General features: G+C 69.5%; 10 protein-coding genes. 5 read left to right on the top strand and 5 right to left on the bottom strand.

Annotated features, from left to right (window positions below; genetic code table 11):
• Nucleotides 1-112: 112 nt before the first annotated feature.
• From PotMrB4_RS23030 to PotMrB4_RS23015, 4 genes are all read left to right on the top strand, one after another.
• Nucleotides 113-583: a nuclear transport factor 2 family protein gene (locus PotMrB4_RS23030; RefSeq protein WP_074970808.1), complete on the top strand. Its 471-nt coding sequence runs from the start codon at nt 113-115 to the stop codon at nt 581-583.
• 80 nt (nt 584-663) lie between these two features.
• Nucleotides 664-1,362: a glutathione S-transferase family protein gene (locus PotMrB4_RS23025; RefSeq protein WP_044411694.1), complete on the top strand. Its 699-nt coding sequence runs from the start codon at nt 664-666 to the stop codon at nt 1,360-1,362.
• Nucleotides 1,359-1,667, top strand: coding sequence for a GIY-YIG nuclease family protein (locus PotMrB4_RS23020; protein ID WP_044411691.1), 309 nt, complete (start codon nt 1,359-1,361; stop codon nt 1,665-1,667). The genes PotMrB4_RS23025 and PotMrB4_RS23020 overlap by 4 nt, the downstream gene beginning before the upstream one ends.
• A 50-nt stretch (nt 1,668-1,717) precedes the next feature.
• Entirely contained in the window at nt 1,718-2,650 is a 933-nt protein-coding gene (locus tag PotMrB4_RS23015; RefSeq protein WP_172434578.1) for a glutathione S-transferase family protein, read from the top strand.
• 21 nt (nt 2,651-2,671) lie between these two features.
• Here PotMrB4_RS23015 and PotMrB4_RS23010 read toward each other — a convergent pair whose 3' ends face one another.
• The 5 genes from PotMrB4_RS23010 to PotMrB4_RS22990 all read right to left on the bottom strand — a co-directional run bounded on the left by PotMrB4_RS23010 (nt 2,672) and on the right by PotMrB4_RS22990 (nt 8,328).
• Nucleotides 2,672-5,074 (bottom strand): TonB-dependent siderophore receptor, encoded by a 2,403-nt coding sequence (locus PotMrB4_RS23010; RefSeq protein ID WP_172434577.1) that lies wholly within the window; start codon nt 5,072-5,074, stop codon nt 2,672-2,674.
• Nucleotides 5,075-5,166: 92 nt separating this feature from the next.
• Nucleotides 5,167-6,114 carry a FecR family protein gene (locus PotMrB4_RS23005; RefSeq protein WP_172434576.1) on the bottom strand — a complete coding sequence of 316 codons (948 nt, stop codon included), beginning with the start codon at nt 6,112-6,114 and terminating at the stop codon, nt 5,167-5,169.
• Nucleotides 6,111-6,617, bottom strand: coding sequence for a sigma-70 family RNA polymerase sigma factor (locus PotMrB4_RS23000; protein ID WP_172434575.1), 507 nt, complete (start codon nt 6,615-6,617; stop codon nt 6,111-6,113). The genes PotMrB4_RS23005 and PotMrB4_RS23000 overlap by 4 nt, the downstream gene beginning before the upstream one ends.
• A gap of 158 nt (nt 6,618-6,775) precedes the next feature.
• On the bottom strand, nt 6,776-7,783 hold the full coding sequence (yejK, locus tag PotMrB4_RS22995; protein WP_074970821.1) for a nucleoid-associated protein YejK: 1,008 nt from the start codon (nt 7,781-7,783) through the stop codon (nt 6,776-6,778).
• A gap of 161 nt (nt 7,784-7,944) precedes the next feature.
• Nucleotides 7,945-8,328: a hypothetical protein gene (locus PotMrB4_RS22990; RefSeq protein WP_172434574.1), complete on the bottom strand. Its 384-nt coding sequence runs from the start codon at nt 8,326-8,328 to the stop codon at nt 7,945-7,947.
• Between the two features lie 216 nt (nt 8,329-8,544).
• On the opposite strand from PotMrB4_RS22990, the gene PotMrB4_RS22985 reads away from it, so the two are divergent.
• Nucleotides 8,545-13,509, top strand: a complete 4,965-nt coding sequence (locus PotMrB4_RS22985; RefSeq protein WP_172434573.1) for a C39 family peptidase — start codon at nt 8,545-8,547, stop codon at nt 13,507-13,509.
• Nucleotides 13,510-13,554 lie beyond the last annotated feature (45 nt).

Raw genomic sequence — 13,554 nt, 5'->3', positions numbered from 1 at the left:
CACGGGGTAGGGAAGGATGGCGATTATTGCCACAAAGATGGCGATACAGCCAATCGCCGCCCAGCGGAAAGGCGTCGATACTCTCCTCACCCCACCTGCCGCGAGCCGCCCCATGAGCCACCCCAACGCCGCCCTCATCGAACGCTTCTACCGCGCCTTCCAGGCCCTGGACGCCGAGACCATGGCCGCCTGCTACGCCGCCGACGTGCGCTTCGCCGACCCGGTGTTCACCGACCTGCGCGGCAGCGAGGCGGCGGACATGTGGCGCATGCTGACCCAGCGCGCCCAGGCCTTCTCCCTGACCTTCGACGGTGTCGAGGCCGATGACCGCGAGGGCCGCGCGCGCTGGGTCGCCACCTACCTGTTCAGCCAGACCGGGCGCACCGTGGTCAACCGCATCGAGGCGCGCTTCCGCTTCGAGAACGGCCTGATCGTCGAGCACCGCGACAGCTTCGACCTGTGGCGCTGGGCCCGCCAGGCCCTCGGCGCCAAGGGCCTGCTGCTGGGCTGGCTGCCGCCGGTGCAGGCGGCGATCCGCCGCCAGGCCGCCCACGGGCTGGCCGCCTGGCGCGCCAACCACTGAGCAGCCGGAGCCCGGGTGGCGCGATGCCACCCGGGCAACCTGCTAAGCTCGCCGGCGGATTGTTCACCGGTAACTTCTTCATGATCAGGCTCTACCAGTTCCCTGCCGGGTTCGACGTGCCCAACGTCAGCCCCTTCTGCCTCAAGCTGGAGACCTTCATGCGCCTGGCCGGCGTGCAGTACCAGGTGCGTGCGCTCCGCGACCCGCGCAAGGCCCCCAAGGGCAAGCTCCCCTACATCGACTTCGACGGCGAGCTGATCGCCGACAGCGCCATCATCCAGCGGGTGCTCACCGAGCGCCTGCACCTGGAACTCGACCAGCACCTCGACGCCGAGGCCCGTGGCCGCGCGGTGGCCGTCACCCGCCTGTGCGACGACCACCTCTACTGGCTGCTGGTGTACTTCCGCTGGCTGGAGCCGGAGGGCTGGCAGCAGACCCGCCAGGCTTTCTTCGGCCACCTCGGCCCGGCGCTGCTGACGCTGATCACCCCGCTGATCCAGCGCCGCGTCAGGGCCGACCTGAGCGCCCAGGGCTTCGCCCGCCACGAGCGGGAAGACCTGCTCACCTTCGCCCGGGAAGACCTGCAGGCCCTCACCGACCTGCTCGGCGACGCCCCGTTCTTCGGCGGCGACCACCCCTGCAGCGCCGATGCCTCCGCCTACGGCGTGCTGGCCAACCTGGTGTTCTGCTCCCTGCAGACCCCGCTCAACCGCCTGGCGCGGGAATACCCCGTGCTGGTGGACTACTGCCAGCGCCTGCGAGCCGTGGCCTGGGCATGAGTGCAGCGCCACCCCGGCCCTGGTTCGTCTACCTGGTGCGTGCGTTGAACGGCGCGTTGTACTGCGGCATCAGCGACCACCCGCTGCGCCGCTTCGAGCAGCACCAGAGCGGCAAGGGCGCGCGCTTCTTCCATTCCAGCCCGGCCCAGGCGCTGGTCTACGTCGAGGTCTGCGCCAGCAAGGGCGACGCCCTGCGCCGCGAGCGTGCCATCAAGGCCTTGAGCAAGCGCGCCAAGGAGGCGTTGGTGGCGACCTGTATCAGCGAGGCTGATGGCCTGTCATGCCGGTTGGGCGATAGGCCGTAGCGCGCAGGCCGGTTAAGCTGCGGCTCCCACGCCACCTGATGGAGCGCGCCATGCACGAGCTGATCCTGCACCACTATCCCGCCTCGCCCTTCGCCGAGAAGGCCCGCCTGATGCTGGGCTTCAAGCAGTTGTCCTGGCGCTCGGTGCACATTCCCCGGGTGATGCCCAAGCCCGACCTGATGGCCCTGACCGGCGGCTACCGCAAGACGCCGGTGCTGCAGGTGGGCGCCGACATCTACTGCGACACCGCCCTGATCGCCCGTCGCCTGGAGCAGGAAAAGGCTGTCCCGGCGCTGCTGCCCGATGCCCATGCCTTCAACATCGCCAGCTTCTGCCACTGGGTGGACGCGGTGATCTTCCAGCACGCCGTGACCCTGGTGTTCCAGCCCGAATCGGCCGCCGTGCGCTTCGCCGGCCTGCCGCCGGAAGCGGTCAAGGCCTTCATGGCCGACCGCGCCGCGCTGTTCAGCGGCGGCACCAGCAGCCGCCTGCCGCTGGAGGTGGCCCGGCACAACTGGCCCACCTTCATGGCCCGGGTCCAGGCGCAGTTGGCTGTCGGCGGCGACTTCCTCTTCGGCGAGCCGAGCATGGCCGACTTCTCCCTGGCCCACTGCCTGTGGTTCCTCAAGGGCACCCCGGTCACCGCCCCGCTGGTGGATGAGTACCCGGCGGTCGCCGCCTGGCTGGGCCGTGTGCTCGGCTTCGGCCATGGCGCCTCCAGCCAGCTGAGCGCTGCCGAAGCCATCGAGATCGCCCGCGCCGCCGAACCGGCCCCGCTGCCGGCCGAGCCCTTCAGCGATGCCAATGGCCTGGTGGCCGGCCAGGCGGTCAGCATCGCCGCCACTGACTACGGCGTGGACCCGGTGGAAGGCGAGCTGCTGTTCGTCGGCCTGGAAAGCCTCATCCTGCGCCGTGAGGACGACCGCGCCGGCGTGGTGCACGTGCACTTCCCGCGGGTCGGCTTCCATATCGAGGCGCGCTGACAACACCGAGCGTCGGTCCCTTCAGAAATCGCCGCGCAGGGTGAGCATGTAACTGCGCGGCGTGCCGTACGTGGTGCCTCGCGTCCAGTAGCCGGTAGAGGCGAAGTAGGTGCGGTCGAACAGGTTCTCGACGTCCAGGGCGACGGTCCAGTTCGAGTCGACCTTATAGGCCGCCCGCGCGTCGAAGATCGCCCGGCCGCTGTTGTCGGTGCCGTTGTAGGCATCTTCGTAGCCGGATTGCGCGGACACACCGCCGCCGACGCTGAAGCGGTTCCACTCGCCCGGCAAGGTGTAGAGGGTATTGAGACGCAGCAGGTGCTTGGGAGTCTGCGCGGAGATGGGCCCGCCATCCTCCGAGCGGGTGGTGTTGAAGGTGTAGCCGGCCGCTACCTGCAGCCCTGGCAGTACCTCTCCGCTGGCTTCCGCCTCGAAGCCCTTGCTGCGGCTGATGCCATCGCTGTTCACCCAGCAGCGTCCCGCGACATCCTGCGTGCACTTGCCGTCGTTGGCGTAGTCGCGGGCGGCCATGTCCTCCTGCTCGATGTAGAACAGCGCGAAGGAGAGATTCAGGCGTTTGTCGAACAGCTCGCCCTTTATCCCGGTCTCGTAGTTGGAGCCGATGGAGGGGTCCAGCATGCGACCGCCCACGGTGCGATAGCTGGCCTGGGGCATGAAGATGTCGGCGTAACTGGCATACAGGGTCCAGGTTTCATCGAGGTCGTAGAGGGCGCCGACGAAGGGCGTGAACTCGTGCTTCTGCTGGTTGGTGGAGAGCAGGTCACCGTTCCAGGCGTCGGTCTTGTACCAGCTCAGACGGCCGCCGAGGACCAGGCTGAGGGCTTCGGTCATGTGCAGGCGGGCGTTGAGGTAGGTGCCGTAGCGGGTTTCGAGGGTGTCGTCCTTGGCGTCCCAGGCCTGGCGGGCGAGGCGGGGCACGTTGCCGTGGTCGGGATTGAACACGTCGAGGGGGATGGGGCTGGGCAACGCGACGGTGGCGTCCTTGTCGTTCATCTTGCGCCTGGACCAGTTGGCACCCAGGGTCACTTGGTGGGACAGGCCGAAGGCCTCGAACTCGCCGTCCAGGTGGCCGTCGACGGCATTCGAGGTGGCATCGAACTTGTGGTAGCCGATGCCGCTGACCATCGGGCCGCCGGGGCTGCCGTAGGTCAGCGTATCGGCTGCGCCCCATTCGATGGCGCTGCGGTTGTAGCTGCTTTCGGAGTGGGACAGCGCCAGTTTGCCGGTCCAGGTGTCGTTGAAGCGATGGTCGAGGTCGGCGAACACTTCGTCGATGCGGCTCTGCAGCTTGGCCCAGTCCTGGCCGAGGAAGGTCGAGCGCTTGAGGTGCGGGTTGCTGCCATCGGGGTTCATCGGCAGGCCCAGCACGCTGTAGCCGTCGATGCGCGAGGTCTGCCGGCGCAGCCCGAAAGCGACCGTGGTGGCGTTGTTCAGGTCGGCTTCGACGATGCCGTAGAGCAGTGGGCGCTTGGACGTGGTGACATCAATGAACGACCCGCGATCCTCATAGGAAGCGACCATGCGGCCCCGCAGGGTGCCTTCGTCGTTCAGTCGGCCGCTGGCGTCCAGGTCGAGGCGGTAGGTGTCCCAGGACCCGGCGCGGGTGGTGATGGTGAAGCGCGGGTCCAGGGTCGGGCGCTTGCGCACCAGGTTCACCGCGCCGCCTGGGTTGCCGGCTCCCACCAGAAGCCCGGAGGCGCCACGCAGTACTTCGACGCGATCGAAGATCGCCATGTCCGGCGGCATCCAGCCAGTGTAGGCGAAGGCTTGTCCGGGCACGCCGTCGACCATGTAGCTCTCGTCGGTGAGATCGAAGCCCCGGGAACTGAAGTGGTGGTTGCCGTAGCCACGGTTGGCGCGGGTGATGCCCGGTGTCTGGGCCATCACCTGGTCGAGGGAGACGAGGTTCTTGTCGTCCATCAGCTGGCGCGTGACCACGGTCACCGATTGCGGGGTTTCGCGCAGGGAGCGCGCGGTCTTGCCGAGGGTCACCGCGCCGGTGGTGTAGGAGCCGCTGCCTTCGGTGGTTTCGCCCAGTCCGCTGCTGTTGATGTCGGTCGCGCTCAATTCGAGTGCACCGCCGGCATCCACGGCCGGTGCCACGCTGAAGGTGCCGCTGCTGGTGACGATCACCTGCAGGCCACTGCCTCGCAGGGCACGCTGCATGGCCTGCAGGGCACTCATCTCGCCCTGTATGGCCGGTGCGTATTTGCCGGCTACCAGCGCCGGGTCGAGGGCTATCACCTGGTCGCTCTGGCGGGCGATGGCGTTGAGCGTCTCCGCCAGGCCGGCAGCCGGCAGGTCGAAGCGCTGCACGGCGTGCTGGACGGAACCGTCGGCTCGGACAAAGGCCGAGGGGGCGGCAGCCAGGGCTATGGCGAGAGCAAGGGGCCAGGGTTTGAGCACGGGGGTTCTCCTGAAAGGGTGGACGTGTCAGGAGAGAGGTGCAACGAGTACGAAAAACCGGACATGAATGCGAAAGTTTTTCACTCGCACTTTCAAAAGGTGTCGATCAGCGTCAGCCAGGGGCCGTAGCGCTCGATGCGGATTGGCAGGGTTTCCGCCAGTGCGGCAAGGGTGCGTTCGCTGTCGTCCAGGGGGAACACGCCCTGCACACGCAGGTCGCGTACTGCCGGGCTGACACGGATCAGCCCGGCACGGTACGGGCGCAAAGCATCGACCACCGCCGCCAGGGGTTCGTCGAGCACGCTGAGGCGGCCCTCGACCCAGTCAGCCCGGAAGGCCTGTCCGCGAGGCAGTGGCTCGATGCGCTGGTCGTGCAGCAGGGCGGCCTGGCCTTCAGTCATGTCCAGCGTGGTGCGGTTGGGCAGCGAGGCGCGCACGGCATGCTCCAGCACCACCACGCGGGTGGCCCCCGCCAGTTGCTCGACCAGGAAGCGCGTGCCGAGCGCACGGATCTCACCTTGAGCGCTGCGCACAACGAAGGGGCGCGACGGGTCCGCTGCCACCTGGACCACCAGGGCGCCCTGGTACAGGTGCAGCAGGCGATGCTCGGCGGAGGGGGCGAAATCGGCGGCGCTGCCGGCGTTCAGGTCCAACTGGCTGCCATCAGCCAGGGTGAAATGGCGTCGTTCGCCGGTGCCGGTGCGCAGGCCTGCCATCAACGCCTGGCCTGGCTGGCTGCGGCCGCCGAGCCAGAGCCCGCCACCGAGCAGGCCGATACCGACCAGGCTGCGCAGCAGGTCGCGGCGGCCTGGTTCGTGTTGCAGCAGGCTCTCGCGCAGGGCTTGGGGGGCTCGGCTCACGATGTCGTAGTGGCCGCCCAGGCCGCGTTGCAATTGCGCCCAGGCGTGCGCATGGGCGGGCGCTTGCTCCAGCCACTGCTGGAACAGCGCCTGCTGGTGTGCGTCGGTGTGCCCGGTGCGCAGGCGCACCATCCAGGCGATGGCCTCTTCGGCGGCCGGAGCCAATGCGTCGCGGCTCACGGCTGGGCCCCGCTCAGGTAGCACTGGCGCAGGGCCTGGGTCATGTAGCGGCCGACGGTGCGCTCGGAGACGCCCAGGCGCCGAGCTATCTCCGCGTAGCCGAGACCGTCGAGCTGGCTCATGAGAAAGGCCTTCTTTACCGTCAGCGGCAGGCCGGCAAGGCTGCGGTCGATGGCGTGCAGGGCCTCCAGCAGCAGGTGGCTTTCCTCCGGGGAGGGCACCAGTTCCTCCGGCAGCAGCATCAGCCGCTCCAGGTAGGCCTGCTCCAGGCGTTTGCGGCGGTGGCGATCGAAGATCAGTCGGCGAGCGATGGTGGAAAGGTAGGCACGGGGCTGTTCGATGCTGTCCGGGTCGACCCGCGCAGCGAGCAGCTGGCAGAAGGTTTCGGCTGCCGTGTCCTCGGCATCCGCGCGGTTACGCAACTGCCGCTGCACGTGCTGCAGCAGCCAGCGATGGTGGTCGCTGAAGAAGAAGCCCAGTTTGCTGGAGGAGGAGGCGGGCAAGGGAGCGATCCGGGCTCAAATGAGAATGCGTCGCATCTTATCGGGGCCAGTGCCTGTTCCGCAATCACGGGAAGGCTGGGGGTGGTGCCGAGTACCCAGAGAAAACCCGGCGTGTGCCGGGTTTCCGTCCTGCATGCCTCACCAGGGTGGCGCTGCGATCAGTTGTCCTTGCGGCGCTTGAGCTGATCCTTCAACTGGGTCGGCACCTGCCGGATGATCAGCATGTCGCGGCCCTCGTCGTACTCGATCTTCGAACCCAGCAGGTGGGCCTCGAAGCTGATGGACAGGCCCTCGGCACGGCCGGTGAAGCGCTGGAACTGGCTGAGGGTGCGCTTGTCCGGCGGGATCTCCGGAGACAGGCCGTAGTCCTTGTTGCGGATGTGCTCGAAGAACGCACGCGGGCGGTCCTCGTCGATCAGCCCGGACAGCTCTTCCAGGGTGATGGCCTCGCCCAGCTTGGCCTGGGTGGTGGCGTAGTCCACCAGGGTCTTGGTCTTCTCGCGGGCCTGTTCCTCGGCCAGGTCTTCCTGCTCGACGAAGTCGCTGAAGGCCTTGAGCAGGGTGCGGGTCTCGCCGGGGGCGTCGACGCCTTCCTGGCAGCCGATGAAGTCGCGGAAGTAGTCCGAGACCTTCTTGCCGTTCTTGCCCTTGATGAAGGAGATGTACTGCTTGGACTGCGCGTTGTTGCGCCATTCCGAGAGGTTGATGCGCGCCGCCAGGTGCAACTGGCCCAGGTCCAGGTGGCGGGCGGGGGCCAGCTCCAGGGACTCGGTCACCGTCACCCCTTCGCTGTGGTGCAGCAGGGCGATGGCCAGGTAGTCGGTCATGCCCTGCTGGTAGTGGGCGAACAGCACGTGGCCGCCGGTGGAGAGGTTGGACTCGTCCATCAGCTTCTGCAGGTGCTCCGCCGCCTGGCGGGTGAAGGGCGCGAACTCGCCGCCTTCCAGATAGGCCTTCAGCCAGCCACTGAAGGGGTAGGCGCCGGACTCCTCGTGGAAGAAGCCCCAGGCCTTGCCCTGCTTGGCGTTGTAGCTGTCGTTGAGGTCGGCCAGCAGGTTCTCGATGGCCTTGGACTCGGCCAGCTCGCTGTCGCGCGCGTGCAGGGTGGAGGCGCTGCCGTCGGGCTTCTTGTCGATGAGGTGGACGATGCAATGGCGAATCGGCATGGACATATCCGGGAACGGTGGACGGGGCGACCGCTGGGGTCGGCTGAGGGGCGGAAGTCTAACAGGCTCCCGGTGCAACGGCGCGGCGGGTGGTCGTTTCGCGGGAGGGCGGAGAAGCGAAAACGCCCGCATGTGCGGGCGTCTTCCGGGGGCCGGACGCGTTATTCCTCGCGGTAGCCGTCATTATCGCGGTCTTCATCCGTGCCACCGAAACGAACGTCACGCTTGCCGTCGTTGTCGATGTCCTCATCGGTGCCGCCGTACTGGGCATCGCGCCGCCCGTCGTTATCGCTGTCCTCGTCCGTACCACCGAACTCGGCATCACGGCGCCCATCGTTGTCCAGGTCCTCGTCCGTGCCGCCGAAGCGGGCATCGCGGCGGCCATCATTGTCCAGATCCTCGTCCGTACCACCGTAGGTGGCATCGCGGTATCCGTCGTTATCCACATCCTCGTCCATGGCATGGGCCGTCACCGCTACCAGCGCCACCACGGTCAAAAGCACGCCCAACACACGTTTGGTGAAGACACCCGCTTTTGTCGCCATCTCGTTTCTTCGCTCCTGAAGGAACCCGACGACTGCTACCCGGTTCACACCCCTGTGAACCGATGAGCCGTCGCGCAGTAGAACGCGGCCGCAGGCGCTGGTTCTGCCCGGTGCCGGGCATTATTCTTTTCAGCCTGTTTCGCGGATGAAACCGCTCTCACCTTGAGCGTGGCGCCACCTCAGCGTGGCGGCCCCGCCTGACCAGGGATGGTTCCGATGACCGACATCGCCCTCGATCTACCCGCCCACCAGCGCGCCGAGCTGCTGCACGCCATCGAGGCGCTGGCCGACCGTGGCCTGTTCCTCCAGGCCCATGCCCTGGCCGGCCGCCTGGGTGACTACCGCCAATGGCGTGACCCCGCCGCCCTGGCGCTGGCCTGCCGCCTGGTCGGCCACATGGGCGCGCCGCGTCTGGCCGACGCCCTGGCCTGGCGCACCTACCGCCGCCACCCCGAATCCCCCGAGGCACGCCTGCGCTATGCGCGCTTCCTGCTCTCGCGTCGCGGGCAGTACCGCGCCTGGCGCTTCGTCCAGGGGTTCGACGGCTGGCTGCCCGAGGCGCCCGAGCTGCGCGCCGAATGGCTGTCCTTCCTCGGCTACCTGCACGCGCTGCTGCGTGACTTCGACCGCAGCGCCGAATGCCACGCCGAAGCCGAGCGCCTGCTGCCCGGCGACCCGTGGTTGCCGGTGGAGCGCTCCTACAGCCTGGAGCAGGAGGACCGCTACGAAGAAGCCCTGGCCCTCTGCGAAGCCGTGCTCGCCGAGCGCCCCGACTACCGCGGCGCCCAGCACCAGGCCGCGCAGCTGGAACTGCAGCTCGGCCGCGAGGACGCCGCCCTGGCGCGCCTGCGGGCCGATTGCGCGCGCAGCGAGAGCGCCAGCCTGTGTGCCCAGCTCACCGACCTGCTGATCGAACGCGAAGCCCTCGACGAGGCCGAGCACTGGCTGGCCCATGGCGAACAGCTGGCGCCGCTGATGGAGAAGGGCATGCGCGGCTGGTACGCCGCCCGCCGGTGCGACATCGCCTGCCTGCGCGGCGACCTGGCCGCCGGGCATCGCCTGGCCCTGGAGTCGGAGTCGCCGTTCTACCGCAAGGTCGCCGAGCACCTCGCCGAGCCCCAGGGCCGGCGCTGCCTGCTGCCGGTGCGCTTCGTCCGCCAGCACCACATGACCTGCGTACCGGCCACCCTCACCGCGCTGTCCGGTTACTGGGGCCGCCCCGTCGGCCACCTCGAAGTGGCCGAAGAGATCTGCTACGACGGCACCTCCCACCAGGCCGAGCGCGCCTGGGGCGAGCGCAACGGCTGGCTGGCCCGCGAGTTCACCGTGGACTGGGCCACCAGCCGTGCCCTGATCGACCGCGGCATCCCCTTCACCCTGACCCTGCAGTACACCGGCAGCGGCCACCTGCAGGCCGTGGTGGGCTACGACGAACCCCGTGGCACCCTGCTGATCCGCGACCCCGGCCAGGCCCACTTCGGCGAATCCCTCGCCGTCGGCCTGCTGGAGAGCCAGCGCCCCTCCGGCCCGCGCGGCATGCTCCTGCTGCCCCCCGAGGAAGCCCACCGGCTGGACGGGCTGGAGCTGCCCGAAAGCGACGTGTGGGATCACTACTACCGCCTGGTCAGCGCCCTGGAAGTGCACGACCGCGAAGAGGCCGAGGCCGCCCTCCAGGCCCTGCGCCAAGCCGCGCCCGAGCACCGCCTGGCCTACCAGGGCCTGCGCGCCCTCGGCTGGTACGACGGCCGCGAGAGCCAGGTGCTGGAAGCCACCGAAGCGCTGCTGCAGCGCTTCCCCGAAGACGCCAACCTGATCCTCTCCAAGGCCACCTCGCTGTCCCAGTTGGAAAGCCGCGAAGTCCACCTCGACTGGCTCGCCCAGCACTGCCAGGAACGCTGGTGCGACCCCGTGCTGCTGGTGCGCTACACCAGCGTCCTCGGCGAGGACGGCCGCGACGCCCCCGAGGCCCGCCGCCTGCTGGCCCGTGTCCTGCGCCAGGCACCGACCAACGCCCTGGCCTGGAACGAGCTGGCCAGCCAGCTGTGGAGCGCCGGCGAGCGCGAGGCGGCCTGCGACTACTACCGCATCGCCGCCTGCCTGCACGACACCAACGAAGGCTTCAGCGTCCAGTACTTCCGCGCCCTGCGCTTCCTCGGCCGCCAGGAGGAGGGCCTGGCCTTCCTGCGTCGCCGGCAGGCACGCCTGGGCAGCCTGGACGCCGGCCCGAGCCTGACCCTCGCCGAATGCCTGGAGGAGCTGGACTTCTCCCGGGAGTGCCGCGAGGTCCTGGAGCAGGCCGTCGAACAGCGCCCGCGCGACCCCGCGCTGCTGCTCAGCCTGGCCGACTTCTACGGACGCATCGGCGAACTGGAGCTGAACCAGGCCCTGCTCGAACGCGCCGAACCGGTCAGCCGGCGCGGCAACTGGCTGCGTGCCGCCGTGCTGCACAGCCAGCGCGCCGGCGGTGACCTCGAACAGGCCCAGGCCTGGTGCCGCGAAGCCGCCGAACTGGACCCGCTGAACATGCGCGTACACCGCCTGCAGGTGGACCTGCTGCTGCAGAGCGCCGGCGAAGAGGCCGTGGACGCCTACGTCGAAGCCCTGGTGGCGCGCTTCCCCCATCACCGGGGCATCGCCGACCTGGCCGTGGAGCGGGCCAAGCGGCGCTCCCTGGAAGACACCGAGACCGCCCTGCTGCGCCTGCTGGCCAGCCACCCCGAGCACGCCTGGGCGATCCGCGAACTGGCCGTGACCCTGGCCCGCCTGGGGCGCGACGACGAAGCCCTGGAGACCTGCGAGCGGGCCATCCAGGTGGAGCACGGCGCCACCAGCGCCCAGTCCACCCTCGGCTTCGTGCACCTGCAGGCCGGCCGCCGCGAGGCTGCCCGCGAGGCCTTCCGCCTGGCGCTGGCCCGCAGCATCGACAACGACTACGCCCTGAGCATGCTGCTGGACAGCTGCGCCAGCCGAGAGGAACTGGACGAAGCCCTGGCCTACATCCACACCCAACTGGTGCAGCAGGTGAACTTCGGCGACGGCTGGCTCACCTACGCCTACCAGGCCCGCGCCCTGCTGGACGATGCCGCGCTGCTGGAGCAGCTCCAGGCCGCCCTGGAGCGCCAGCCGGACACCTGGCAGCTGTGGGTGGTCACCGCCCGCCAACTGGCCTTCCTCGAACGCACCGACGAAGCCGACGCCCTGCTGGCCCGTGCCCAGGAACGCTTCAGCCAGATGCCGCGCCTGGGCCTGGAGCGCGCCCTGCTGCTGCGTGACCAGGGCCGCTACGCCGAGTGCCGCGAGACCCTGCGCGACAGCCTGCGGATCAACCCGCTGTGGACCCAGAGCGTGCGCCTCTACGTGGAGACCCTGGTGGAGGAGGGCACCGGCCTCGACGAGGCCGAAGCCATGCTGCGCGGCGTGCTCCAGCGCACCCCCGACAACACCGACCTGCGCGCCTGGCTCGGCTACGTGCTGGGCGAGCGCGGCGAGATGGCCGCCGGTGCCGACGAGGCCGAGCGCGTCCTGCTCGACGAACCCGGCAACGGCTGGGCCTGGAACCAGCTGCGCCGCTACAGCGCCGCGCTGGACCAGCCCGAGCGGCCCCTGGCCCTGGCCCGCAGCCTGGTGGAGCGGCGCGCCGGTGACAGCGACGCCTGGCTGGCCCTGGCCGAGCAGGAAAGCGCTGACGAAGCCCGCGAACAGGCCCTGCGCCGCGCCCTGCAGCTCACCCCCCGGCACCGGGGCGCCAACGACCAGCTGGCCCGCCTGCTGCTGGAAGGCGGCCGCCAGGACGAGCTGGATGCCTTGCTCCAGGCGCCCTGCTGGGGCGGCGCGCCACCGGTGGAACTGGCGCTCTACGGCCCCCGCGTGCGCCTGCGCAACGACGACCGCGAGGGCGCCCAGGCTGAACTCGACGCGCTGCTGCGGGTGCACCCGGATGCCTACGACGGCTGGCGCGAGCTGGCCGACCTGCACGACAACGGCGGCAACGCCGAGGCCTACCTGGCCGCCGCCGACCAGATGGTCCGCCTGGAGCCGCGCAAGGCCGTCTCCCATGGCTTCCGTGGCCATGCCCTGCTGATGGCCGAACGCAAGGCCGATGCACTGCCGGCCTTCCTCAAGGCCTTCGAGCTGGACCGCGACTACAGCTTCGCCGGGCTGCATGCCTTCGACCTGCTGGCCGAGAGCGGCCGGCACGCCGAGTCGGCCGACGTGGTGCGCCGCCTGCTGGCCGGCGAGGCCAGCCCCTCCGCGCTGGTGCGCGGCGTGCGGGCGGCCGGGATGGTCAACGACCGCGAACTGAAGCGCCAGGCCCTGGAGCGGGTCTGCACCACCACCGCGGGGCTGGATGCCTGGCAAGGCGTCATCGAGGTGCTGGGCGTCCCAGTGGATGATCGGATCTGGAGCGACGTGCTCGAGCAGTTCGCCCCGAGCGGCGAGCTGCACCGCATCGCCTACCGCCACTGGTTTGCCATGGAGGATGCCCGCTGGTTGCCCGGTTCCCTGTGGCGGGCCTTCCAGCGCGTGCTGCCCGAGGATGAAAGTCATGCCGCCCGCCACGGCATGCTCGACCTGCTGGCCGAGCGCAAGAATGCCAGCGGGCTGCTCACGCGCACCCTGGAGGCGTGCGCCCCGGCCATCCGCGAGAACCCCGTGACCTGGGGCATGGCCAGCTACGCGCTGAGCAGCCAGGAACGCTACTCGGCGATGCTCCACTGGATGGGCGACTGGCGCGAGCGCGACGACCTGCCCGCCTGGGCGCTGGACAACCTGTCCCTGGCGCTGCGTGCCCTCAAGCGCGATGCCGAGGCGGCGGAGGTGTCGCGCCTGTCGCTGCAGCGCGACCCCAACAACCACGACGCCATGGCCTGGCTGGTGGGCGACGCCGCCCTGGCCGATGACCGTGAAGCGGTGGCGGAGTGGCTGGCCAGGCTGGAAGGGGCAGAGTTGAGAGCCTTCTACCTGTGCCTGAAGCGGCTGGCCGAAGGCACCGCCAAGGCCTGGGAACAGGGCGACGCCCGCGCCGCCCGAGCCCTTTTCGGGGAGGCCGGCGGGTACGCCCGTCATGTCGGCAGTCATCCCTTCTACCGGCGCCTGCGCCGTGGCCTGGTGCGGCGCCTGGCCTTTGGCCCGCTGACTCCGCGCTGGGCGGCGCTGTGGCGCTGGTTGCAGTTGGCGTAGGTCGTTGAATCGGGCGTTGCGGGCCGGGGTAACCCGGCCCGCTTG

This window comes from Metapseudomonas otitidis (assembly GCF_011397855.1).
Lineage (GTDB): Bacteria > Pseudomonadota > Gammaproteobacteria > Pseudomonadales > Pseudomonadaceae > Metapseudomonas > Metapseudomonas otitidis.
Note: the sequence above shows the minus strand (reverse complement) of the source record. Positions and strands in the feature narration are given on the sequence as shown.

Bases quoted from the DNA above. Each gene is read 5' to 3' on its own strand.
- PotMrB4_RS23030 (WP_074970808.1), top strand. From the start codon at position 113: ATGAGCCACCCCAACGCCGCCCTCATCGAACGCTTCTACCGCGCCTTC.
- PotMrB4_RS23025 (WP_044411694.1), top strand. From the start codon at position 664: ATGATCAGGCTCTACCAGTTCCCTGCCGGGTTCGACGTGCCCAACGTC.
- PotMrB4_RS23020 (WP_044411691.1), top strand. From the start codon at position 1,359: ATGAGTGCAGCGCCACCCCGGCCCTGGTTCGTCTACCTGGTGCGTGCG.
- PotMrB4_RS23015 (WP_172434578.1), top strand. From the start codon at position 1,718: ATGCACGAGCTGATCCTGCACCACTATCCCGCCTCGCCCTTCGCCGAG.
- yejK (WP_074970821.1), bottom strand. From the start codon at position 7,783: ATGCCGATTCGCCATTGCATCGTCCACCTCATCGACAAGAAGCCCGAC.
- PotMrB4_RS22990 (WP_172434574.1), bottom strand. From the start codon at position 8,328: ATGGCGACAAAAGCGGGTGTCTTCACCAAACGTGTGTTGGGCGTGCTT.
- PotMrB4_RS22985 (WP_172434573.1), top strand. From the start codon at position 8,545: ATGACCGACATCGCCCTCGATCTACCCGCCCACCAGCGCGCCGAGCTG.